Consider the following 22,639-nt stretch of genomic DNA (forward strand, 5'->3'; position numbering starts at 1 on the left):
GGGGCCGCTTAACGCGTTTCGGAGGAATCATGGCAGGCTCGGTCAACAAGGTCATTCTGGTCGGCAATCTGGGCGCCGACCCGGAGGTCAAGAGCTTCCAGAACGGCGGCAAAATATGCAATCTGCGCATCGCCACGTCCGAAAGCTGGAAGGATCGCAATACGGGCGAGAAGAAGGAACGCACCGAATGGCATACTGTTGTCATCGGCGGCGAAGGGCTGGTCGGCGTCGCCGAGCGTTTCCTGCGCAAAGGTTCCAAAATCTATATCGAAGGTCAGCTGCGCACCCGCAAATGGCAGGATCAGAGCGGCAATGACCGTTATTCGACCGAAGTCATGGTCCAGGGTCCGGGCGCAGTCCTGACCATGCTGGACGGCGCCCCCGGTGGCGGCGGGCAGGGCGGTGGCCGGTCGCAGCAGGGCGTGAGCGACTGGGGCGCATCGTCGGGCGGCTATGATGATTTTGGCGGCGGCAATAGCGGCGGCGGCTTTGGCGGCGGGCGTTCGTCGGGCGGCGGCGCATCGAGCGGCGGTCGCGGCAGCGCAGGCAGCCCCAATTTCGACAATGATCTGGACGACGAAGTGCCGTTCTGATCGACACGATGCGTTTTACAAAAAGGGGCGGTGGTGACCGCCCCTTTTTTTATCAGCCGCGTGCCAGTTCTTCGGTCGCGAAGGCGCGGATATGATCGCGCAGATCATCCCGCTCCAGCGCCAGCGCCAGATTGGCCTCGATATAGCCGGCCTTTGACCCGCAATCGAAGCGGCGACCGTCGAAGGTCACGCCGTGGAACGGCTGCTTGCCGATCAGCGCTGCCATCGCGTCGGTCAGCTGGATTTCGCCGCCTGCGCCTTTTTCCTGCGTTTCCAATATTTTCATGACATCGGGTTGCAGGATATAGCGGCCCGGCAGGATCAGGTTGGACGGTGCGGTCCCCGCAGCGGGTTTTTCGACCAGCCCCTTCACCTCCGTCAGCACGCCATCGCGGACGCCCGGATCGATCACGCCATAGCTGGGCGTCTGTTCCATCGGGATTTCCAGCGCGCAGACCAGATTGCCGCCGACCTTGTCATAAGCGTCGACCATCTGCTTCATGCAGCCATTGCCCGGCACGCCCTTCATGAACTCGTCGGGCAGCAGGATTGCAAACGGCTCATCGCCGATAATGTCGCGCGCGCACCAGATCGCGTGGCCCAGACCCAGTGATTCCTGCTGGCGCAGGAACACCGCATTGCCTGGTGCAAGCCGCGTCCCTTCCAGCGCGGACAGATCCTTGCCGCGTTCGCGCTGCAACGTCTCGCACTCGAAGGCGATATCGAAATAATCCTCGATCGCGCCCTTGCCGCGCCCGGTGACGAAGATCATCTGCTCGATGCCCGCCTCGCGCGCTTCGTCGACCGCATATTGGATCAGCGGACGGTCGACGACCGGCAGCAATTCCTTGGGCACTGATTTGGTCGCGGGCAAAAAGCGCGTGCCCAGCCCAGCGACAGGAAAAACGGCTTTGCGAATCGGCTTATTCAAGATGGACTCCCCTTAACCCGGCCCCCACGGCCATATATGATTTGCCGCACATGCGAAAAAGGTCAAGCGCTCGGCCAGAATTTGCTGTGTGCGCTGCACCCTATACTGCAAGCAAGCGGTTCGCGACCGTTTCCAGATCGCCTATTTCCTGATCAAGTTGCTCAAATGTGACAAATTGATGGATATTGCGTTGATCGCGACAAATAAATCCGCCTGGCTGGGGCTGATGAAAGCCCTGGATGATCAGCGCGCGAAAGCGGTCGATCCGCTGGATGTCGCGCTCGATCGCCGCGATTTCGGTCAGCGCGCTGGCATTGCGCCGGTCACGCATCGCCACCATCGTGCGCAATTCGGTCATCAGCTTGGCCATGGACGGGCGGGTGCGCGCGCCGACGGTGCGAATGTCGCCCATCTTCTCGCGCATCAGGCCGATCTTGGTTTCCAGACTCTGTTCCAGCATCGTCCAGGCGCACACCAGCCGCCCGACCGCGCACAGCAACGCCGCATCCTCCGGCGCATAATCCGACACCGTTTTTCCACTCATATCCGCAACCAGATGTACGCCCACGCCCCATTCTCCTTATCGCCCTCTGTCCTGCGCAGGCGGGGCCGGATAGGCCAGAGTGGCAGGCACCATCGCTCGCGGCGGTGGCACGGCACATCGGAAATTGTGCAATATAGGCGGCGAGCCGAAAGCGCTATGGCTTAGAGGCTGTCTCGAAATGCGCGGAAGAGCGCATTTCGGTTGCCGCACCAGCCCTCACCCCCACCCGACCTCCCATTCAGGATACACTCTGTGGGAGGTCGGGTGGGGGTGAGGGCTGGTGCGGAGGCGCCGGAGGCGCATTTCGAGACAAACTCTTAGAAATCAATCGCTAAACCCTTGCGCTCCCAATCGCCGTAGCGGACCGGGCTAAGCTCTTCCTGGTGCTGGGGCGGGCTGTCGATCGGGTCCGGCTGCGGCACTGGCGGGCTTTTGGAGAGATGAGCGGGCGGCTGCACATGCGCGGGGCGCTTGCCATTATAATGTCCCATATAGCCGCCTTTCGATAGCGGAGCGCCGCAGCGACGCCCCTGTCCTCTGGCCGCCATTTGGGCGGCAACAGGCCCAAGCGCAAGGGTATGAAGGGGCGGCACGCTTTCTTATCCCTGCAAAATGGCCTAGGCGCGGGCACATGGCTCAATCTCCCCGCCCCGCTGACGTCCCCGGCCTGCCTGCGCGTCGTTCCGCCCTCAAATTGCTCGACGCCGTATTGCGGCGTGGCGACCCGCTCGAAATTGCGCTGCATGGTGCCTGTCAGGGGCTGGCCGACCGGGCCGACCGGGCGCTGGTCCATGCCATTGCTGCCGAAGTGCTGCGCCATCTGCCCGATCTCGACGCGCTGATCGACGGCGCAACCCGGCTGCCGCTGCCTGATGATGCCAAAGCGCGCATGGTGCTGCGCATTGCGCTGGTCCAGGTGCTGGTGCTGGGCACCGCGCCCCATGCCGCGATCGCCACTGCATTGCCGCTCGTCGATGGCGGGCCGCGCAAGCTGGTCCATGGTGTGTTCGGCACGGTGACGCGCAGCGCGCCGGTGCTGCCCGTGCCGCCGACTCTGCCCGCCGCCGTCGCCGACCGCTGGACCGCACAATGGGGCGCTGAGATGGTGCAGGCCGCCGCGCGCGCCTATGCCATCCGCCCGCCAGTCGATGTCAGCCTGCGCGATCCTGCCGCCACCGCCGACTGGGCGACGCAGCTGGGCGGCGTCAGCCTGGCGCCGGGCCATGTCCGCCTGCCCGACGGGGCCAATATTCCTGATCTGCCGGGCTTTGCCGATGGCGCGTGGTGGGTGCAGGATGTCGCCGCTTCCTGCCCTGCGCGCTTGCTCGGCGCTGGGGAGGGCCGCCATGTGCTGGACCTGTGCGCCGCGCCCGGTGGCAAGACGATGCAGCTGGCCGCCGCCGGATGGCGCGTCACTGCGATCGATTCTTCTAAAAAGCGGCTGGAGCGGTTGACCGAGAATCTCGTCCGCACCGGCCTGCCCGCCGATGTCGTTCAGGCCGACCTGCGCCAGTGGCAGCCGGACGAACCGGTCGATGCGATCCTGCTAGACGCGCCTTGCACCGCAACCGGCATTTATCGCCGCCATCCCGACGTGCTGCACCGCATCGGCCCGCGTCAGATTGCCGAGCTGGCGGAGTTACAGGGCGAATTGTTCGCCCGTGCCGCCGACTGGCTGAAACCGGGCGGGGTGCTGCTCTACGCTACCTGCTCGCTGGAACAGGCCGAGGGCGAGGAGCAGGTCGCCCGTTTCCTTGACCAGCGCCCTGACTTCGCGCTCGTCCCCGCGCAGGCCAATGAACTGCCCGACGGGATGGCTCCCACGCCACAAGGCTGGCTGCGGACCCTGCCCGACACATTGGCGACCCAGGGTGGCGCGGACGGATTTTTCATCGCCCGGCTCGCCAAAAACCAGCAATGAAACTTTACAGAGTCACAATTGCGCATTTTCAAACTAAGCCTTAACCATGAAGCACTTAGGATGACCATTCCTCGTCTTGAAGGTGCGCCGTGCGTCCGATCGAACCTTTGCCCTTGCATCATAGCTGGCCGCTCTACGACCTGCGCGAACATCTCGCCCCGGTGATGCTGGACCCGTCGCTGGCGCGCAACGATGCGGCGCTGGCGGAGCGGGGGCTGGGCCTGTGGCATTGCGACCTGACCGATGACAGTTTGACCTGGACCGCGGGCGTCTATGATATTTTCGGGCTGGAGCGGCATATATCGGTGCCGCGCGCTTTGTCCGTGTCGCTCTATGCCCCGGACTCGCGCGAAGCCATGCAGCGGCTGCGCAGCTATGCCATCCGCCACAAGCGCGGTTTCACCCTGGACGTCGATATTCATCAGGCAGACGGTATGGGTCAGTGCGCCATGCGGCTGATTGCCGCGCCGGTGCTGAACGAGGCGCAAGAGGTGATCGGCCTGCACGGGGTCAAGCAAATGCTGCCGCACGGCGCAGCGCCTTCCAAACGGCTCGACCCAACGATTTTCGTTATGTTATAGTGGCTTGGGCGCGCTCCACGCGCTGTCCCCAAATCACCCGTTGCCCTTGGACGGAGGCATAGCTAAGGCGAACGGTTAATGACACCCTCGATCCTCATCTCGCCCTCCATCCTCTCCGCCGACTTCGCCCGCCTGGGTGAGGAGGTGCGCGCCATTGACGAAGCGGGCTGCGACTGGATCCATATCGACGTCATGGACGGCCATTTCGTGCCGAACATCACCATCGGCCCGGCGGTGGTCAAGGCATTGCGCCCGCACACGAAAAAGACGTTCGACGTCCATCTGATGATCTCGCCGGTCGATCAATATCTCGACGCCTTTGCGCAGGCGGGGGCGGATATTCTCACCGTCCATCCAGAAGCTGGACCGCATATCCACCGCTCGATCCAATATATCAAGTCGCTGGGCGTGCAGGCGGGGGTGGTGCTGAACCCCGGCACGCCTGCCAAGATGCTCGACTATCTGATCGACGACGTCGACCTGATCCTGGTCATGAGCGTCAACCCCGGCTTTGGCGGGCAGAGCTTCATCGAGAACCAGCTGCGCAAGATCGAAGCGATCCGCAAGATGATCGACAAGAGCGGCCGCGACATCCGCCTTCAGGTCGATGGCGGCATTGATTTCACTACCGCGCCCAAGGCCATCGCCGCCGGGGCCGACGTGCTGGTCGCAGGCACCGCCACCTTCCGCGGCGGGCCAACGGCCTATGCCGATAATATCCGGAAGCTGCGGGGCGGGTGAACGAGGTCCGGCGCATGTCCGCCCGCAAGACGCCCGAACCCGCCGCTCCGCAGAGCAGCGACGACGGTATCGAACAGGGCAAGCGTCTCATCCGCGTCGCGGATGACAAGGGGCTGTCGCTGGCGCAGAAAATCGCCAATCATTTCTATCTGCTTAGCTGGAAAACGCCGATCCACGGGCGCAAGCTGCGCGGCAAATATCCGCTCAAGCTGCTGGCCGTCCCCGACGATGAACTGCCCGGCGACACGCGCGCAGGGCAGGCGATCCGCGCAGGCTATTTCCTGTTTCGCGGCAAGAAGCAGATTATCGACACGCTCGATTTCACTCGGTTGGACCTCGATCCCGCCTTTGCCGACTATCTGCACAGCTTCCGCTGGCTGCGCGATCTGGCGAGTGCCGCCAGCCGCGAACAAGCCGCGCCGATCGCTGAAAATGTCATGCGCAAATGGCTTGTCGCTCATGCCGAAACGCCCAGCGAACCGGCCTGGCGCGCCGACAATGCGGGCTGGCGGCTGTTCTTCTGGACTGCCCATGCGCCGCTGATCCTCTCGTCGAGCGATCTGGTCTATCGTTCGCTGGTCTTGAACTGCATCGCCCGCACCGCGCGGCATCTCGATCGCATTGCCGACAAGGCACCGATGGGCCTCCCCCGCATCATCGGCTGGAGCGCGATCGTCGCGGCCTCCATGCTGATGCCCGGCGGCGGGGCGCGCAAATTGTTCGGTGAAGCGGGCCTCAAGCGCGCGATCGACAGCGGCTTCTACCCCGATGGCGGCATCGTCTCCCGTTCGCCGCTGGCGCAGGTGGAGGCGGTGATGGCGCTGTCCATGCTGCGCGCGGTCTATGATGTGCGGCGCGAAACCGCGCCTGCTTTCCTCAATGACGGGCTGACCCGGATCGTCCCGGCGCTGCTGGGCCTGACCCATGGCGATGGCGGCCTTGGCAACTGGCAGGGGGCGGGCGCGATCGACCCCCTGATCGTCAACGCGGTGGTTGCGGCCAGCCGGGTGCGCGCCCGGCCGCTGCGGCAGGCGCGCGACTGGGGCTATCAGCGGATCGCGGCAGGCACGACCGTGGTGCAGATCGACGCTGCGCCCCCACCGGTCGCGCGCCTCGCCGACGCAGGCTGCGCCTCAACCGGCGCGATCGAGATTAGCGACGGGGCGCACCGCCTGATCGTCAACTGCGGCGGCGCTGGGCTGGAGGGGGCGTGGATACCGCGCGATCTGGCGCAGGGGCTGCGCACCACCGCCGCGCACAGCACGCTGGTGCTGGACGATTGCAACAGCACCGCACTGATGCCCGACGGTACGCTGGGGCGCGGCGTCACCGAAGTGGAGCTGAACCGGCAGGAACTGGACAATGGCAGCCGGGTCGATCTGTCCCATGACGGCTATGTCCGCCGCATCGGCTATGTTCACCGCCGCCTGCTGCTGGTCAGCGGCGACGGCAAGGAAATCCGTGGTGAGGATATGCTGACCCCCGCGCAGCGCCGCCGCAAGCCTGCCAAACTCCCGGTCTTGCTGCGCTTCCACCTGGCGCCCGGCGTCGAACCGACCCTGACTGCCGACAATCAGGGCGCACTGCTGCGCATCGACATGGGCGCGCTCTGGCAATTCCGCACCGGCACCGGCCTGTTGAGCGTCGAGGACAGCCTATGGGTTGATGGCGACGGAAGGCCGCATCCGACCAGGCAGTTGGTCGTGACCAGCGAGGCGCTGCCCGGCGGATCGAGCATCGGCTGGCTGTTCAAGCGGGTGGGGTGATGCTGCGGCCTTAATCGGCTTTCGCAGTCATCACCTTCCGGGGCTGTATTTTTGCGCTGTCAGCCCTTAAGGGACCGGCGCAAAGTCGTCCTGCAACCAGAAAGCCTCTCCCATGATCGATTACCCCATCAAGCGCGCCCTGTTGTCCGTGTCGGACAAGGCTGGCCTTATCGAACTGGGGCAGGCGCTGGGCAAGCATGGCGTCGAACTGGTGTCGACCGGCGGCACCGCCAAGGCGCTGCGCGATGCGGGCCTCACCGTCATGGATATTTCCGACCTGACCGGCTTCCCTGAAATGATGGACGGCCGAGTCAAGACGCTGCATCCCAAGGTGCATGGCGGCCTGCTGGCGGTGCGCAATAACCCGGAGCATGTCGCGTCGATGGACGAGCATCAGATCGGCGCGATCGACCTGGTGGTGGTCAATCTCTACCCCTTCGCCGCGACCGTCGCCAAGGGCGCCGAGCGCGAGGAGATTATCGAGAATATCGACATTGGCGGCCCCTCCATGGTGCGCTCCGCCGCGAAGAATCATGACAGCGTGGCGATCGTCACCGATCCCGCCGACTATGCCCGGCTGATCGCGGAAATGGACGAGAAGGGTGGGGCGACCAGCTACGACTTCCGCCGGATGCTGGCGGCCAAGGCTTATGCCGCGACCGCTGCCTATGATTCGATGATCGCCAGCTGGTTCGCCTTCGCCGATCAGGGCGTGATGTTCCCCGAAACGCTGGCCGTCGCCAGCACTCTCTCGACCGCGCTGCGTTACGGCGAAAATCCGCACCAGTCCGCCGCGCTCTATTTGCCCACTGGTCCGTCTGCCAACGGCATCGCCCAGGCCAAGCAGATCCAGGGCAAGGAACTGTCCTACAACAACTATAATGACGCCGACGCCGCGCTCGAACTGGTCAGCGAATTTCGCGACGGCCCGCCCACCGTCGTCATCGTCAAGCACGCCAACCCGTGCGGCGTGGCGACCGGCGCGACCCTGATCGAGGCCTATGAAGCCGCGCTTGCCTGCGACAGCGTGTCGGCGTTCGGCGGCATCATCGCGGTCAACCGCCCGCTCGACGGCCCGACCGCCGACGCGATCAGCGGCATTTTCACCGAAGTCGTCGCCGCGCCCGACGCCGATGATGCCGCGCGCGCCATCTTTGCGAAGAAGAAGAATCTCCGTCTGCTGCTGACCGGTGACCTGCCTGATCCGGCGCGTCCCGGCCTGCAACTCAAGACGATTGCGGGCGGTGTGCTGGTGCAGAGCCGGGACAATGGCCAGATCAGCCGCGATGCGCTGAAAGTCGTGACCAAGCGCGAACCCACGGAACAGGAACTGGCCGACTGCCTGTTTGCCTGGACCGTCGCCAAGCATGTGAAGTCCAACGCCATCGTCTATGCCAAAGGTGGCAGCACCGCGGGCGTGGGTGCGGGCCAGATGAACAGACTCGAATCAGCGCGCATCGCCGCGTGGAAAGCCAAGGATGCCGCCGAAAAGGCTGGCTGGAGCGAACCCCGCACCATCGGCTCGGCCGTCGCCTCCGACGCCTTCTTCCCCTTCGCCGACGGATTGCTGGCAGCGGTCGAAGCAGGGGCCACCGCCGTCATTCAGCCAGGCGGTTCGATCCGCGACGACGAAGTCATTGCCGCCGCCGACGAAGCGGGTCTCGCCATGGTGTTCACCGGTATGCGTCACTTCCGGCATTAATCCTCCGCGGGTGCGAAGCAAAAGCCTTCGCATCCGCAAAATAACGGTTTTCTGCCACTTTTTATCAACTGGCCTCTTTTCAACAACGGCCTGTGCGCTTATTTAGAGCATGACCCTACTTCCACGTCAGACGTGGGGCGGACAATTAGAAAAGCATGTTCGACAGGAGAAACAGGATGACTGCAAAGACGCTGGTGGCGCTGGCCGCTACGATGGCGCTTGCGCTGCCCGGTGTGGCGAGTGCGGGCAATAATGACATGGACGTGATCGTTGATGGCCGTGCGGGTACGGAAACCCGTTCGATCGCTGTATCGGTCGCTGACCTCAACCTGGCCAGCACTGCCGGTCTGCGTCGCGCCGACTATCGCGTCGTCCGCGCCGCCAAGCAGGTCTGCGGTTTCGTCAACGGTTCGATCATCCCGGTGAGCGACGATTATCGTAATTGCTTTGGTGAAGCGCTCAATGGCGCGCGCACGGATCTCAACGCCATGGCCCAGCGCCAGGGCTGACTTGTCTTCGCGAGTTCCCCTCACGAAGGGGACTGCAGGGGGCCGTTCCGCACTGCGGGGCGGCCCTTTGTCATGTCGTCCCTTCGCGCGCGATCCTTACCGCGCGTTAACCAGTCCTTAGAATATTTCCTTCACTCCCGGTGACACCAGAGATTATCCGGGGGAATTGCCTGCCATGTCACGTATCGACCAGCATGTGGACGTCGCCATCATCGGCGCAGGCCCGGCGGGCCTGACCGCAGCCTATCTACTGACCAAGCAGGGCTATAGCGTCACGGTGATCGAGAAAGACCCGGTCTATGTCGGCGGCATCAGCCGGACAGTCGAACTGGACGGCTTCCGTTTCGACATTGGCGGGCATCGCTTTTTCTCCAAATCGCAGCAGGTCGTTGACCTGTGGAACGAGATATTGCCTGACGACTTCATCCAGCGCCCCCGGATGAGCCGCATCTATTATGAGGGCAAATTCTACAGCTACCCGCTCCGCGCGTTCGAGGCGCTGTGGAATCTGGGCATCTGGCGCTCGACGCTGTGCATGGCGAGCTTTGCCAAGGCGAAGCTGCTGCCCAACCGCAATGTGCGCTCCTTTCAGGACTGGACCGTCAATGCGTTCGGTCACAAGCTTTTCTCCATCTTCTTCAAAACCTACACCGAGAAGGTGTGGGGGATGCCGTGCGATGAAATGTCGGCGGACTGGGCGGCGCAGCGGATCAAGGGCCTGTCGCTCTGGGGCGCGGTCACCGACGGGCTGAAACGCTCGCTCGGCCTCAACAAGAAGCCAAATGACGGCATGGCGACCAAGACGCTGCTGGAAAGTTTCCGCTATCCCCGGCTTGGCCCCGGCATGATGTGGGAAAAGGCGCGCGATCATGTGGTGGATGGCGGCAATCAGGTGCTGATGGCGCACAGCTTCAAACGGCTGGAGCAGGATCAGGGGACGAATCGCTGGCGGCTGGTGGCGCAGGGACCTGAAGGCGAAGTCATCATCAACGCCGCTCATGTCATTTCGTCCGCCCCCATGCGCGAGCTGGCGGGCCGCATCCATCCGTTGCCCGCCACCCTGCCCGAAGCCATGGACCTGAAATATCGCGACTTCCTGACCGTGGCGCTGATGGTGAAGGGCGAGGATATTTTCCCCGACAACTGGATTTATATCCACGACAGCAAGGTGCAGGTCGGCCGTATCCAGAATTTCCGCAGCTGGTCGCCCGAAATGGTGCCGGATCCTACGCTTGCCTGTGTGGGCCTGGAATATTTCTGCTTCGAAGGCGATGGCCTGTGGGCTTCGTCCGACGCTGATCTGGTCGCGCTGGCGACGAAGGAAATGGCGCTGCTGGGCCTCTGCAACCCCGATGATGTCGTGGGGGGCGCGGTCGTGCGGCAGGAAAAGGCCTATCCGGTCTATGACGACGCCTATGCCGCTAATGTGTTGGCGATGCGCACCGAACTCGAAGCGCGTTACCCAACGCTGCACATGGTCGGGCGCAACGGTATGCACCGCTATAATAATCAGGACCATGCGATGATGACTGCGATGCTGACGGTGCGTAACATCGTCGCGGGTGCGCGCATCCATGACGTCTGGTCGGTCAATGAAGATGCCGAATATCATGAGGCCGGTGAAGAAGGCCAAATTAATGGGGCTGATGCGGACGCACAGGCGGCCCTCGCCAGCACCCGCGCCGTGCCGTCGCGCCTGAAGGCTGCCTGATCCGGTGCGCGTATTGATGGCGCTGGTCGCGCGGCTGATGTTCGCCCGCTATCTGCTGGCCAGCATCTGCGCGCTGTCGAGCGATATGGCAGTTTTCCTGACGCTCAACCATGTCGGCGCGCCGCCCTTGCTGGCCGCGTTCGGCGGCTACGCCATCGGACTGATCGTCCACTGGACGATCAGCATCCGCTTTGTGTTCGACACTGGCGAAGGTCCAACCCATGCGCAGCGCGCCGGGTTCGTGGCGAGCGCACTGCTGGGCATGGGCATAACTTTGGGCATTGTATCGTCGTTGGGCGGCATGGGCATTTCGCCGGTCCTGGCCAAATGTCTGGCGGTATTCGTCAGTTTCTCCACCGTGTATCTGGTGCGAAAAAATGTCTTATTCAATCGCGACTGAATCCGCGCCGGCTATCAGCAAATCTGGCAATCCGGCGGTCATTCAACGACTGCTGCTTGCGGCCATTTGGTGCGTCTTTGCCATCGTGCTGCTGATCCTCTTTCGAGAGGAAATAGCGCAACGAACCTTCATGGACACCGACGACGCCATGCGCCTGCAACAGGTGCGGGACTGGATAGCCGGGCAGGCCTGGTTCGATGTCAGCCAGCATCGGATTAACCCTCCCACGGGCGGGCCGATGCACTGGTCTCGCATTGTCGATCTGCCTATAGCAGCCATTATCCTGTTGGCGCGGCCTTTGGTCGGCCAGCCCGCTGCCGAAATTCTGGCGTGTGCGATTGTCCCGCTGCTCACCTTGCTGGCTGTTTACCTTGCGCTGTTTCGGGTGGTGCTAGCTTTGGTAAGGCCGCGATTGGCCTATCTGACAGTGGCGTTGCTGCTCCTCACACCCACCATAGTCATTCAATTTGCGCCCATGCGCGTGGATCATCACGGGTGGCAAGTTCTCATGGCGACAATCGCATTGGGCGGTGCGCTAGACCCCCGTCGCGCTCGCGGCGGACTTTTGGCAGGTTTCGCGATTGCAACCTGGTTGCAAATTTCGACCGAAGGTTTGCCATATGCTGCATTGTTCGGAGCAGTATTCACTCTGCGCCAAGCATATGATGCCCGTGAAACGGTGCGTTTGACGGCTTTTTCCGCGGCGCTAGGCATCGGGGCTGTTCTGCTGCTTTTGTTCACGCGGGGGACAGGGTCGATCGTCCAGTCCCAATGCGATGCCATGTCGGCTGTCTTTGTCTGGCCATTGGCGTTTTTCGCGGTGATTATGGTTGCGGGCGGACGCATCGCACCGACGCAGCACGTCTGGGGACGGCTTGCTGTTCCGGCGATTGGCGCAGTTGTGGCGATCATTTCGCTGTTGTGGATCGGTGCCGATTGCTTGATCGCTGGTCCATTCCACGAGTTGACGCCACTTGCCCATAAACAATGGTATATGCGCGTGCTGGAGGGGCGTCCGTTGTGGGAGCAGATTTCTGCGCTTGCCGGCGTCAGCCTGCTGCCGTCATTGCTGGGGCTGGGCGCGACGTTGGCAGCGGCCGTAGCCGCACGCGATAGTGCCGAGCGAGTAAGGTGGCTGGTTCTGGCGATGTTGTTGCTTGGCGCGCTGGCTGTGTCGGTTCTGGTACTGCGCGCCATGACCGTTGCACATGTTTTCGCGCTGCCAGGTACGGCCTGGCTGATCGCGACCCTGTTCAATCGCATCCAGGATTTGCGCTTTGCCGTGCAGCGTGTGGCTTTGTCGGTCACCTTGATACTCCTAACACCTGTCGGTATTGCGTCGGCCTGGGCCAGTCTTGCCGAAGTCGCCCATCCGACTGTCCAGATCAATAAGGACAATTGTCGGACGGCCGCCATGCTTGCGCCGTTACGGTCTTTGCCGCCGTCGCTTCTATTTGCCCCACTGGATATTGGGCCGGACATCCTGGTGCATACAAATCATTCGGTCGTCGGCACCGGCCATCATCGCAACGTCATTGGCATCAATGCCGTCACCCACGCCTTTCTTTCGACGCCGGAGCAGGCACGTCTGGATGTGATGGCTGTCAAGGCTGGCCGCGGGGCGGAGTATTTGGTGATGTGTCCGCGTATGAATGAAATGCTGCTTTATGCCCAGGATGCACCCAACGGCCTCGCCGCTCAACTGGCACGCGGCACTACGCCAGACTGGCTTGAACCGCTCCCCACCCGCGGCCCGCTGAAAATCTACCGGATCAGGTCGCCACGAAGCTGAGCGCCACACCATTCATGCAATAGCGCAGCCCGGTGGGCTTTGGTCCGTCATCGAACACATGGCCCAGATGCCCGCCGCAGCGCGCGCAATGGACTTCGGTGCGGGGATAGCCCAGGTCGAAGTCGCGGCTGGTGCCGACCGCCTTGGGTAGCGGCGCATAGAAGCTCGGCCAGCCGGTGCCGCTGTCAAATTTAGTCTTGGAACTGAACAGCTTTTGCCCGCATCCGGCGCAGGCAAAAATCCCGGTCCGATGCTCCTTATTGAGCGGACTGGTGAAGGGATGCTCGGTCGCCTGTTTGCGCAGCACATTATAGGCGAGGGGCGAGAGGCGCTTGCGCCACTCCGCATCGCTCAGCGTAAAGGGATAGGCGGCCTCCGCCCGATCAAGGCCCAGCCGCCACCAACCCAGCGCCACCGCGCCGGTCGTCACGCCACTCAGGAAAATTCGCCGGTTCATGACATCCTTGAACACCCTTCAGCCTGTCGTGTTCCTGAACAGGCGCTTCCACCAACGCCCGCCCGACTGCATGACATGGCGGCGGAACAGTAGCACCCCGACCCGGATGATCAGCGCCACGAACGCTGCCTGCCACAGCAGCGCGAGCAGATGCGGCCACAGCGCATCATCCTGCGCTGCGCGCGCTATCATGGCGAAGGGCGAACTGAACGGGAATATCGCTGCGGCCACCTCAGCGGGCGATCCCATATGATCGACGGCGTAGCTGGCAAAAAAGAAGATCAGCATCTGCCCCATGGTGACCGGCATGTTCAGCGTCTGCACCTCCCGCACCGTCGCCGCCTGCGCGCCGATCCCCAGGAACAGCGATCCCAGCAGCGTATAGGCCATGGCGAAATACAGCACGGCGAGGATCAGGAAGATCGGCCAGCCGACGGCTGGAGCAGGCAGGCCCGAAGCGGACCCGTGCAGCGCCAGGAAGATCGCAAAGGCCGTTCCGCCCCAGAAAGCGATGCCGACAAAGCTCATCGCCAGCATCGCCATCAGTTTCCCTAGGAAAATCGCGTCGATCGGCACGGCGGCGGCTAATATCTCGATGATCTTGTTGGTCTTTTCCTCGACCAGATTGGACAGGATCATGCCCGCCAGCAGGATCGTCAGGAAGAACATGACGACCTGCGCCACCCGCCCGATCAGCAGCCGCGCCTGCGCCTGTGCGCCAAGGCTGGTGGCGACCTCCTGCCGCTCGATTTGCACCAGCCGCAGCGTTTGCTCCGCCTGCGCCGCGCTGGCGATCAGGCTGAGGTCGCCCTGCATCTTGTCGAGATCGTCGGGCTTGCCGGTCAGCATCGGGTGCGCCACCGAACCGGACAAGATCGCCACCACCGCCGAATCGGCCCGCGCCAGCTGCTCGCGTGGGGCAGGGGTCAGCGGTACGCGCCGCAACCGGACCAGCGCCTGATCCCCCATCCGTTCGGTCAGGCGCTGGTGCGCCCGTTCCAGCCGCGCGGTTTCGCTCGCGGGCATCGCGATGCCGACCATCGGGCGCAGGTCGGTGCTGGAAATTTTCTCGCCCAGGCCGCCAAAGGCCATGCCGATCAGGATCGGTAGCAATGGTCCCAGCAGAAACAGGATGAAGGTGCGCGACAGCACCACCGCGGTGAAATCCCGACGGGCGATGACCAGAGCGGCGCGTATCATCTCTCTCATGCGTCCTGCTCCCGCGTCTGCGCTTCTTCCATCTGGCGCGCGGTCGCTTCTCCGGCGATGGCGACGAAGGCGTCGTGGAGCCCTGGCCGTTCGATCGACAGGCTCTCGATCCCCGCCTGCCCGGCCAGCAATGCGTGCAGCAGCGGCTCGATCCCGTCATCGGGCAGGGCGAAATGCCATGCGCCATCCTCCACCACGGTATCGGCGGGCAAAGCGCGCCGCCATGCCCCGTCGTTCGCCTTGGTGCGCAGTCGAACCTGCGGGCGCAACCGGTCGCGCGCGTCGGCCACCGTCCCCTCGAACCGGATGCGCCCGCCAGCGACGATGGCGATCCGCTCACACAGGCGTTCGGCATGGGCGATGACATGGGTAGAAAAGAGGATGGTGACGCCCCGTCGCGCCTGCTCGCGGATCAACGCTTCCAGCTTCTCCTGATTGATCGCGTCCAGCCCGGAAAAGGGCTCGTCCAGCACGATCAGCCGGGGTTCGTGGATGATCGTCCCGAATAGTTGCACTGTCTGGGCCATGCCCTTGGACAGCTGGCGGATTGGCTTGTCGATCGCGCCGCCCATGCCATGCCCCTCCAACATCGCCCGCGCCCGTTCGCGCCCTATTTTCAGTGGCAGACCGCGCAGCGCGCCCATGAAGGCAATCGCCTCAAACGCCTTCATCGACGGATACAGCCCGCGCTCCTCCGGCAAATAGCCCACCTGCCGCGCCATCCGCAGCGGCGCGGCGTCGCCAAGCAGGGACCGGGTGCCTTCATCCGGGTCGATGATGCCGAGCAGGGTGCGCAGCAAAGTCGTCTTGCCCGCGCCATTGGGACCCAGCACTCCATAGATCGACCCGGCAGGCACGGCGATGTCGACGCCGTCGACCGCGCGGAAGCTGCCGAATGTCTTGACAAGGCCATGGCCTTCGAGCGCATAGCGGAGGGGCGGTGCCGGAGTGTCGCCGTTCATCCGCTCCTGATAGTGTCACCCCATGCCAACGCAAATGGAAAGCTTGGAAACCCGCCTGAAGGTGCAGGCCGCGTCGTTGGGCTTCGCCGCCTGCGCCATTGCGCCCGCCGATGTCGCGCCTCAGGCCGGGCAGCGTCTGGGCGAATGGCTGGACGCAGGGCATCATGGCGACATGCTGTGGATGGCAGAGCGCGCGGGACAACGCGGATCGCCCAGCGGCCTGTGGCCCGATGTGCGCAGCGTGGTGATGCTGGGGATGAGCTATGCGCCGGGGCGCGATCCGCTGGCGCTGGCGGACGTACCGGACCGTGCGCGCATCTCGGTCTATGCGCAGGGCAAAGACTATCATGATGTCGTCAAAAAGGGATTGAAGGCGCTGGCCCGCTGGCTGATCGAGCAACAGCCGGGTGCGCTCAAGGTTTTCGTCGATACAGCCCCGGTCATGGAAAAGCCGCTGGCGCAGGGGGCGGGGCTGGGCTGGCAGGGCAAGCATAGCAATTTGGTCAGCCGCCAGCATGGCAGCTGGCTGTTCCTGGGTGCGATCTACACCGAAATCGCGCTGCAACCCGACCCGCCGGAGATCGACCATTGCGGTAGCTGCACCGCCTGCCAGACTGCCTGCCCGACCGACGCCTTCCCATCCCCCTATGTCGTCGATGCCCGCCGCTGCATTTCCTATCTGACGATCGAGCATAAGGGGCCGATCCCGCATGAATTGCGGGAGGGCATCGGCAACCGCATCTATGGCTGTGACGATTGCCTGGCGGTCTGCCCCTGGAACAAATTTGCGGACGCGGCGGCAGCCAACAAGGCCTTCATCGGCCGCGCCGAACTTGCCGCCCCCGCTATCGCCGACCTGCTGGCGCTGGACGACGCCGCGTTTCGCGAGATTTTCTCCGGCTCCCCGATCAAACGCATCGGTCGCAACCGGATGGTGCGGAACGCAGCCATTGCAGCGGGCAATAGCGGCGACGCGCGGCTACTGAGCCGGTTGCAGACACTGGTGGGCGACGACGATCCGGCGGTGGCCGAAGCGGCGGCATGGGCGATCGGGCGGTTGTCGGCCTAACGCGCCCGCAGCGCGGTCGCGCAGGCCGCCGGATCGACGTCGCTGCCGGCGGGCGAGCGCGCGTCCACATGGGTCACCACCGGCTCCTTGCCGCGTGCCGGGGCGTAGAGATAGGTGTCGAGGACGCAGCGGCCATTGGCAAATTGCAGCTTGCGCACCGTGGTCTCGCGAATGTCGAGCCGTGGCGTGCCGAACATCTGGGTCAGCGCGCGTGCGTCCGCGCCCATCAGCGGGCCGGGCTTGCCAAAGGCGCTGGCCGGGGGACCGGCAGGTGCGGGGGCATAGCCGGTCTGCGGCACCACGCTGCCCGCGCCACAGGCAGCAAGCGGCAGCGCCAGCAGCGCGATCAGGGCAAGGCGGGGGACGTTCATACAGGCTTCCTTCTGACGCCGTGCAGCATGTGGACCGCCATAGCCGCGCTCCAGATCGGCGCAAGCAGGTTGACCAGCGGGATGAGGAACAGAAGCGCCGAAGCGAGACCCAGAAGCCACCGGCTGCCACGCGGGATCGGCGGCTGACCCGGATGACGCGGCTCGACCATGTCGGCCAGATCGCGGCCCAGCAGATAGGCGTTGAGCGCCAGGAACAGCCCGATCGTCCCCACCCCCGTCACCAGCAGCGCGATATAGGCAGGCAGTGCCAGCAGGTTCCAGCCGATCGTCCGCGCAACCGACGCCATCGCATAGCGGATGCTGCGCGCCAGCCCGACTGGTCGCGCGTCCGCCGCTGCATCCGGGTAGCGATCCGCCTCTACAGCTGCGATAATATCGTCGGCGAACAGGCCCATCATCGCCATCGCGGTTGCGCGGAACAGCAGCCATCCTGCCGCGACGACGATCAGCGCGGTCGCCGCCGCCTCCGCCATGCCGCCGCCGCCCCAGCCATAATGGAGGCGCAGCGCATGGAAGCCCGCCCACAGCCCCACCGCCAGCAGGGCAAAGACCAAAAGTGTCAGCAGCAATGTCTTGACCAGCAACCGCCGGGCGGCGGCGTGGAAGATCAGCGGGAAGGCGCGCAGCGCGGCGGTCAGGACCATCGGGCCACTATCTGGCCTGCCGCGACGCCCGTCAATCGCGCGCTGTTGCATGGGCGCACGCGCGCCGATAGAGACGGCAGCCTGACATTCCCCGCATCATAAGGATTTTGCGTGACCGCTTCCGCTCCAGTTTCGGCCCCGACGCTTGACGTCGTCGCCATCGGCAACGCCATTGTCGATGTCCTCGCGCGCAGCGATGACGCCTTCCTTGCCGAACATGCGCTGACCAAGGGCGGGATGCAGCTGATCGACGCTGAAATGGCCGAAACCCTTTATGCGGACATGCCCCAGGCCAAGGAAATCAGCGGCGGGTCGGCCGCCAACACGCTGGCGGGCCTCGCCGCGCTGGGCAAGACATGCGGCTTTATCGGCCAGGTGAATGACGATCAGCTGGGCGCAGTGTTCAGCCATGACGTGCGTGCGATCGGCATACGTTTCGACACGCCCGTCATGACCGGCGATGTGCCGACTGCCCGCTGCCTGATCCTCGTCACGCCCGATGCGCAGCGGACGATGAACACGTTTCTGGGTGCCTCGCAATTTCTGCCGGAGGCCGCGCTGGACCTGGATATGATCCGCTCGGCCGGCATCCTCTATCTCGAAGGCTATTTGTGGGACCCGGAGCAGCCGCGTGCGGCGATGCGGGCGGCGATTGACGCGGCGCGGGGGGCCGGGCGCAAGGTCGCCTTCACCCTATCCGACAATTTCGTGATCGACCGTCACCGCGCCGATTTCATCGACCTGATCGACAATGGCCAGATCGACATCCTCTTTTCCAATGAGGGTGAAATTCAGTCGCTGGCGCAGATTGACGATTTCGACAAGGCCGTGGCGGCGATTGCGGCCAAGGTGCCGGTGCTGGTCTCGACCCGCAGCGAAAGGGGCGCGGTCGCGATCGTCGATGGCGTGCGTTACGAAGCGCCTGCTGCACCGGTCGCGCAAATCATCGACACGACCGGCGCTGGCGACCTGTTCGCCGCCGGTTTCCTGGCCGCCCATATTGACGGGCGCAGCGTGGCCGATTGCCTGGCATTGGGCGCAGCGGCGGCAGCCGAGGTGATTTCCCACTGGGGCGCACGACCGGAGGATGATCTGGGCACGATCCGCGACAAGCTGTTCGCCTGATCAGTCAGCCTTCTGCTTGCGGAACAGGGTGCGGTCATCGGGACCAAAGCCCCAGCGCCAGATGACCACGCCATAAGCGCCCAATATCGCCCAGACGCCGACGACCAGCTCGACCCATTCGAGCCGCGGCGGCAGGGCGACGAAGGCGGAACCGACGATACAGGCGACGCCCGCCGCGCTCAGCAACGGCCAGCGCCAGGCGTTGATCGGCGCATTGAGCAGCCGGGACAGCAACCGCGCCTTGACGAAGGCGCCGATTGCCAGCGCCAGGCACAGGGCGAGGGCGGGCGCTGCGGCCACCGCCATGACCGGCAGGGCGAGCTGGCGCGCGAGCAGGATCAGCGCGAAGCTGAAAGCGGCCTGGCAGCCGATCATGCCCAGCGAGATCATCAGGTTGCGGTGGCGCGCGATATAGACGAGCGCTGATTCGCTGACGACCGCGGTGGCGGCGATCACTTCGGCCATCAGCAGGAAGGCAAGCGCCCCGGTGCCACTGACGAAATGCGGGCCGACCAGCCCCATCACCGCTTCGCCGGGGATGCCCAGCGCCAGCGCAATCCCCGCCTGCGCGGCGATGATCCAGAAACCGACCTGGCTGACCTGCCGGGCGATCGCGGCCATATTCCCCTCCGCCAGATTGCGGGTGATGACCGGACCCAATATCGGGTCGAAGCTGGTCTTGAGCTTTTGCGGCAGCGAGGCGACCTGCTGCGCGATATAATAGATGCCGATCACCGCCGGGCTGACAAACAAGCCCAATATCGCCATGTCCAGCCGCCGCGATCCCCACTCCACCCCGTCGGCGGCCGCCAGCGGCAGGTTGCGCCGCGCCAGCCGCCACAGCCGCCCTGCATCGGGCCGCCAGCCGACCGGCAGGCCATAATGGCGCGCCATCGGGATGATCGAGGCGATGAAGGCGGCGATCATCGACACGGCATAGGACAGGATCAGCCCGTCGCGGGTCGAATAGAAGGCAAAGGCGAACGCGCCGATGCTGATCGCCCAGGGTTCGATGATCGAGCGCGCCCGTACCGTCGCGCCGACATCGAATTTATAGGCGCAGGCGGCCAGCGCTACGTCCGACCCGGCAACCGCAATGACGATCAGCGCCAGCAGCCGGTCGAGGCCGTTAATGCCGCTATTGGGGAACATTGCCTGGGGAAAGGCGACCAGCAGGCCTGCGCCGAGCAGCGCGGCGATCATCGTCACCAGCATCGCGTCGGTCACGACATGAGCGTGGGGGCGTTCGGTCTGGCTCAACGCACCCGCCAGCCCGCGTTTCAGGCCGAGCGTCGCCAATTGCGCGACAAATTCGACCACCAGCACGGCATACGCGAAGCGGCCGAGCGTTTCGGCGCCATAGACCCGGCCCGCGATGAACAGGAAGGGCAGCCGGGCGGCCAGGCGAAGGAGGAAACCGAACACATTGGTCCGCCCGCCCTTGGCCAGGGCGGCGATGTCATCCTCGTCCTTCGACGCAGGAAGCTGTGCGGTCAATCGACTCCCCTCTGTCGTCCCGTCTGATGACTGGAGTGTAGCCATGATGGTGCGGACGCGCGACGGCTTATTCGGGCCGCAACGGACGCGCGAGCAGCGCGTCGATCACGGTGCCGAGCGGCGCGGCGTCGGCCAGCAAGGCGCAGACCGCTTCGACCACCGGCATTTCCACCCCCGCCGCGCGCGCGGCATCGCGCAGCACCGGGGCGGTAAACGCGCCTTCGGCCACGGTGCGGCGGTTGGACAGCAGGTCAGCAGCGCTGCGCCCTTCACCCAGACCCTTGCCCAGCGAGAAGTTGCGCGAATTGGTGGAAGAACAGGTCAGCACCAGATCGCCCAGCCCCGACAGCCCGGCCAGCGTTTCCGCCCGTGCGCCGCGCGCCAGGCCAAAGCGCGTCATTTCGGCAAAGCCCCGGCTGATCAGCGCCGCGCGGGCATTGAGGCCCAACCCCGCGCCGTCCGCCACGCCGCACGCAATCGCCAGCACATTCTTGACCGCGCCGCCGATTTCCGCCCCCGTGACATCGTCGGACAGATAGGGGCGGAAAGCCGGGCGGGCGATCCGCGCCGCCAGTTGCGCGCCCAATATGGCATCGTCGCACGCCAGCGTGATCGCGGTCGGCAGTCCCCTGGCCACTTCATGGGCGAAGGTCGGGCCGGACAGGACGGCGATGGGCGATGTCGGCTGCGCCGCGCGCGCGACTTCCCCCATCAGCAGGCCGGTGTCCGCCTCTATCCCCTTGGAACACAGGATCAGCGGCACACCGGCGGGGGCTTGGGCCACGACGCTCCGCAAATGCTGGGCCGGGCTGACCACCAGCAGCATGTCGCAGTCGCCAAGGTCGGCCATCGCGCTGGTCGCACGGATGGACGGGGCCAGCTTGATACCCGGCAGATAGAGCGGATTTTCCTGCCCCCCGTTGATCGTGTCGACCACATCGGTCTCCAGCGCCCACAGCGTCACGGCCTGCCCGTCGGCGGCCAGCAATTGCGCCAGCGCCGTACCCCATGCGCCTGCCCCGATAACTCCCGCTTTCATGCCTTCACTCCCGCACCGCGTGCTTTTTCCGCCGCCGGGTCGAGCGGCCAGCGCGGTCGGGCGGGGAAGGTCAGGTCATCGACCAGCCCCGCGGCATAACGTTCAGCCCCGGCCCAGGCGATCATAGCGGCATTATCGGTGCACAGCCACAAGGGCGGCGCGACGAAGGGCAGGTCGTGATCCGCCGCTAGCTTTTCGAGCGCCCCACGGATCGCCTGATTGGCCGCGACGCCACCGGCCACGACCAGCGCGGTGATGCCGTCCGCCTGCCCCAGTGCGCGGCGGGTGCGGTCGATCAGGCAGTCGATCACGGCCTGCTGAAAGCTGGCGGCAATATCTGGCGTCGAATAGTGGCCGGACTGGACCGCGCGCATCACCGCGCTTTTGAGGCCCGCGAAGGAGAAATGCGGCTCCGCCGTGCCGAGCAGCGGGCGGGGGAGGGGAACCGCCTTGGGATTGCCCTGCGCCGCCGCCTTTTCCACCAGCGGACCGCCGGGATAGCCAAGGCCCAGCAGCTTGGCGGTCTTGTCGAACGCCTCGCCCGCTGCGTCGTCGATCGTGGTCGCGAGGCGAGAATAGTCGCCGGGACCGCGCACCAGCAAAATCTGGCAATGGCCGCCCGACACCAGCAGCAGCAGATAGGGAAATTGCAGCGTCCGGTCGGACAGGCGCGGCGAGAGGGCGTGGCCCTCCAGATGGTTGACCGCGATCAGCGGCTTGCCCGCCGCATGGGCCAGCGCCTTGGCTGTCACCAGCCCGACCATGACCCCGCCGATCAGGCCCGGCCCCGCGGTCGCGGCGATCACATCGACCTGATCCAGTGTCATCTCCGCGTCTGCCAGCGCCGCCTCTATCAACGGGGCGAGCGCCTCGACATGGGCGCGGGCGGCAATTTCGGGGACGACGCCGCCATAGGGGCGGTGTGCTTCCTCCTGCGTGGCCAGCCGATGCGCCAGAATCCGCCCGTCGGCCGTCACCAGCGCCGCTGCGGTTTCATCGCAGCTCGATTCCAGGCCGAGGATGATTGTCATTGTCGCTTCCATCTAATGCCCGT

The 22,639-nt window shown here is 64.6% G+C and carries 23 protein-coding genes; 12 read left to right on the forward strand and 11 right to left on the reverse strand.

Annotated features, from left to right (window positions below; genetic code table 11):
• The first annotated feature begins 29 nt into the window (after positions 1-29).
• The gene (ssb, locus tag ACODSR_RS05375; RefSeq protein WP_119746906.1) at positions 30-593 is read left to right on the forward strand and encodes a single-stranded DNA-binding protein; all 564 of its coding nucleotides are present in this window, start codon (positions 30-32) and stop codon (positions 591-593) included.
• A gap of 52 nt (positions 594-645) precedes the next feature.
• Here the strand turns inward: ssb and ACODSR_RS05380 are convergent, their stop codons facing one another.
• The 3 genes from ACODSR_RS05380 to ACODSR_RS05390 all read right to left on the reverse strand — a co-directional run bounded on the left by ACODSR_RS05380 (position 646) and on the right by ACODSR_RS05390 (position 2,559).
• On the reverse strand, positions 646-1,527 hold the full coding sequence (locus ACODSR_RS05380; protein ID WP_489074626.1) for a UTP--glucose-1-phosphate uridylyltransferase: 882 nt from the start codon (positions 1,525-1,527) through the stop codon (positions 646-648).
• A gap of 97 nt (positions 1,528-1,624) precedes the next feature.
• Positions 1,625-2,068 (reverse strand): hypothetical protein, encoded by a 444-nt coding sequence (locus ACODSR_RS05385; protein WP_489074628.1) that lies wholly within the window; start codon positions 2,066-2,068, stop codon positions 1,625-1,627.
• Between the two features lie 317 nt (positions 2,069-2,385).
• Complete coding sequence (locus ACODSR_RS05390) at positions 2,386-2,559, reverse strand: DUF1674 domain-containing protein (protein ID WP_489007057.1); 174 nt, start codon at positions 2,557-2,559, stop codon at positions 2,386-2,388.
• Positions 2,560-2,699: 140 nt separating this feature from the next.
• Here ACODSR_RS05390 and ACODSR_RS05395 point away from each other — a divergent pair, with 140 nt between their 5' ends.
• The 9 genes from ACODSR_RS05395 (at position 2,700) to ACODSR_RS05435 (ending at position 13,191) form a co-directional block, all read left to right on the forward strand.
• Positions 2,700-3,989 (forward strand): RsmB/NOP family class I SAM-dependent RNA methyltransferase, encoded by a 1,290-nt coding sequence (locus ACODSR_RS05395; protein WP_489074416.1) that lies wholly within the window; start codon positions 2,700-2,702, stop codon positions 3,987-3,989.
• 89 nt (positions 3,990-4,078) lie between these two features.
• Positions 4,079-4,570 carry a diguanylate cyclase gene (locus ACODSR_RS05400; protein WP_489074418.1) on the forward strand — a complete coding sequence of 164 codons (492 nt, stop codon included), beginning with the start codon at positions 4,079-4,081 and terminating at the stop codon, positions 4,568-4,570.
• Between the two features lie 78 nt (positions 4,571-4,648).
• On the forward strand, positions 4,649-5,311 hold the full coding sequence (gene rpe / locus ACODSR_RS05405; protein ID WP_006952331.1) for a ribulose-phosphate 3-epimerase: 663 nt from the start codon (positions 4,649-4,651) through the stop codon (positions 5,309-5,311).
• Positions 5,312-5,325: 14 nt separating this feature from the next.
• A complete protein-coding gene (locus ACODSR_RS05410) occupies positions 5,326-7,077 on the forward strand; it encodes a heparinase II/III family protein (RefSeq protein WP_489074420.1) in 1,752 nt (583 codons plus the stop codon).
• Positions 7,078-7,189: 112 nt separating this feature from the next.
• Positions 7,190-8,779, forward strand: a complete 1,590-nt coding sequence (gene purH, locus ACODSR_RS05415; RefSeq protein WP_489074422.1) for a bifunctional phosphoribosylaminoimidazolecarboxamide formyltransferase/IMP cyclohydrolase — start codon at positions 7,190-7,192, stop codon at positions 8,777-8,779.
• 176 nt (positions 8,780-8,955) lie between these two features.
• A complete protein-coding gene (locus ACODSR_RS05420; protein ID WP_489074424.1) occupies positions 8,956-9,288 on the forward strand; it encodes a UrcA family protein in 333 nt (110 codons plus the stop codon).
• A 175-nt stretch (positions 9,289-9,463) separates the two neighbouring features.
• On the forward strand, positions 9,464-10,999 hold the full coding sequence (locus ACODSR_RS05425) for an NAD(P)/FAD-dependent oxidoreductase (protein ID WP_489074426.1): 1,536 nt from the start codon (positions 9,464-9,466) through the stop codon (positions 10,997-10,999).
• A gap of 16 nt (positions 11,000-11,015) precedes the next feature.
• Entirely contained in the window at positions 11,016-11,399 is a 384-nt protein-coding gene (locus tag ACODSR_RS05430) for a GtrA family protein (RefSeq protein ID WP_489074630.1), read from the forward strand.
• Positions 11,377-13,191: a hypothetical protein gene (locus ACODSR_RS05435; RefSeq protein WP_489074428.1), complete on the forward strand. Its 1,815-nt coding sequence runs from the start codon at positions 11,377-11,379 to the stop codon at positions 13,189-13,191. Before ACODSR_RS05430 ends, ACODSR_RS05435 begins: the two co-directional genes overlap by 23 nt.
• Here ACODSR_RS05435 and msrB read toward each other — a convergent pair.
• Genes msrB through ACODSR_RS05450 form a run of 3 tightly spaced genes read right to left on the reverse strand, consistent with a single transcriptional unit; the run spans position 13,172 to position 15,819 of the window.
• The gene (gene msrB / locus ACODSR_RS05440) at positions 13,172-13,648 is read right to left on the reverse strand and encodes a peptide-methionine (R)-S-oxide reductase MsrB (RefSeq protein WP_489074430.1); all 477 of its coding nucleotides are present in this window, start codon (positions 13,646-13,648) and stop codon (positions 13,172-13,174) included. The genes ACODSR_RS05435 and msrB overlap by 20 nt on opposite strands.
• An 18-nt stretch (positions 13,649-13,666) precedes the next feature.
• On the reverse strand, positions 13,667-14,857 hold the full coding sequence (locus ACODSR_RS05445; protein WP_489074432.1) for an ABC transporter permease: 1,191 nt from the start codon (positions 14,855-14,857) through the stop codon (positions 13,667-13,669).
• Complete coding sequence (locus tag ACODSR_RS05450) at positions 14,854-15,819, reverse strand: ABC transporter ATP-binding protein (RefSeq protein WP_489074434.1); 966 nt, start codon at positions 15,817-15,819, stop codon at positions 14,854-14,856. The genes ACODSR_RS05445 and ACODSR_RS05450 overlap by 4 nt, the downstream gene beginning before the upstream one ends.
• A 34-nt stretch (positions 15,820-15,853) precedes the next feature.
• Here ACODSR_RS05450 and queG point away from each other — a divergent pair, with 34 nt between their 5' ends.
• Positions 15,854-16,888 (forward strand): tRNA epoxyqueuosine(34) reductase QueG, encoded by a 1,035-nt coding sequence (queG, locus tag ACODSR_RS05455; protein ID WP_489074436.1) that lies wholly within the window; start codon positions 15,854-15,856, stop codon positions 16,886-16,888.
• Here queG and ACODSR_RS05460 read toward each other — a convergent pair.
• Positions 16,885-17,259, reverse strand: coding sequence for a hypothetical protein (locus ACODSR_RS05460; protein WP_489074438.1), 375 nt, complete (start codon positions 17,257-17,259; stop codon positions 16,885-16,887). The two genes, queG and ACODSR_RS05460, sit on opposite strands and share 4 nt — an antisense overlap.
• Positions 17,256-17,924 carry an EI24 domain-containing protein gene (locus ACODSR_RS05465; RefSeq protein ID WP_489074632.1) on the reverse strand — a complete coding sequence of 223 codons (669 nt, stop codon included), beginning with the start codon at positions 17,922-17,924 and terminating at the stop codon, positions 17,256-17,258. The genes ACODSR_RS05460 and ACODSR_RS05465 overlap by 4 nt, the downstream gene beginning before the upstream one ends.
• A 111-nt stretch (positions 17,925-18,035) precedes the next feature.
• Here ACODSR_RS05465 and ACODSR_RS05470 point away from each other — a divergent pair, with 111 nt between their 5' ends.
• Positions 18,036-19,049: an adenosine kinase gene (locus ACODSR_RS05470; protein ID WP_489074440.1), complete on the forward strand. Its 1,014-nt coding sequence runs from the start codon at positions 18,036-18,038 to the stop codon at positions 19,047-19,049.
• On the opposite strand, the gene ACODSR_RS05475 is transcribed toward ACODSR_RS05470, so the two are convergent.
• From ACODSR_RS05475 to tsaD, 3 genes are read right to left on the reverse strand one after another with little or no spacing between them, the layout of a single operon-like run.
• Positions 19,050-20,591, reverse strand: a complete 1,542-nt coding sequence (locus ACODSR_RS05475) for a lipopolysaccharide biosynthesis protein (RefSeq protein ID WP_489074442.1) — start codon at positions 20,589-20,591, stop codon at positions 19,050-19,052.
• Between the two features lie 22 nt (positions 20,592-20,613).
• On the reverse strand, positions 20,614-21,585 hold the full coding sequence (locus tag ACODSR_RS05480; protein WP_489074443.1) for an NAD(P)H-dependent glycerol-3-phosphate dehydrogenase: 972 nt from the start codon (positions 21,583-21,585) through the stop codon (positions 20,614-20,616).
• Positions 21,582-22,616 (reverse strand): tRNA (adenosine(37)-N6)-threonylcarbamoyltransferase complex transferase subunit TsaD, encoded by a 1,035-nt coding sequence (gene tsaD, locus ACODSR_RS05485; protein ID WP_489074445.1) that lies wholly within the window; start codon positions 22,614-22,616, stop codon positions 21,582-21,584. Before tsaD ends, ACODSR_RS05480 begins: the two co-directional genes overlap by 4 nt.
• Positions 22,617-22,639 lie beyond the last annotated feature (23 nt).

The organism is Sphingobium sp. FG125 (genome assembly GCF_057809795.1).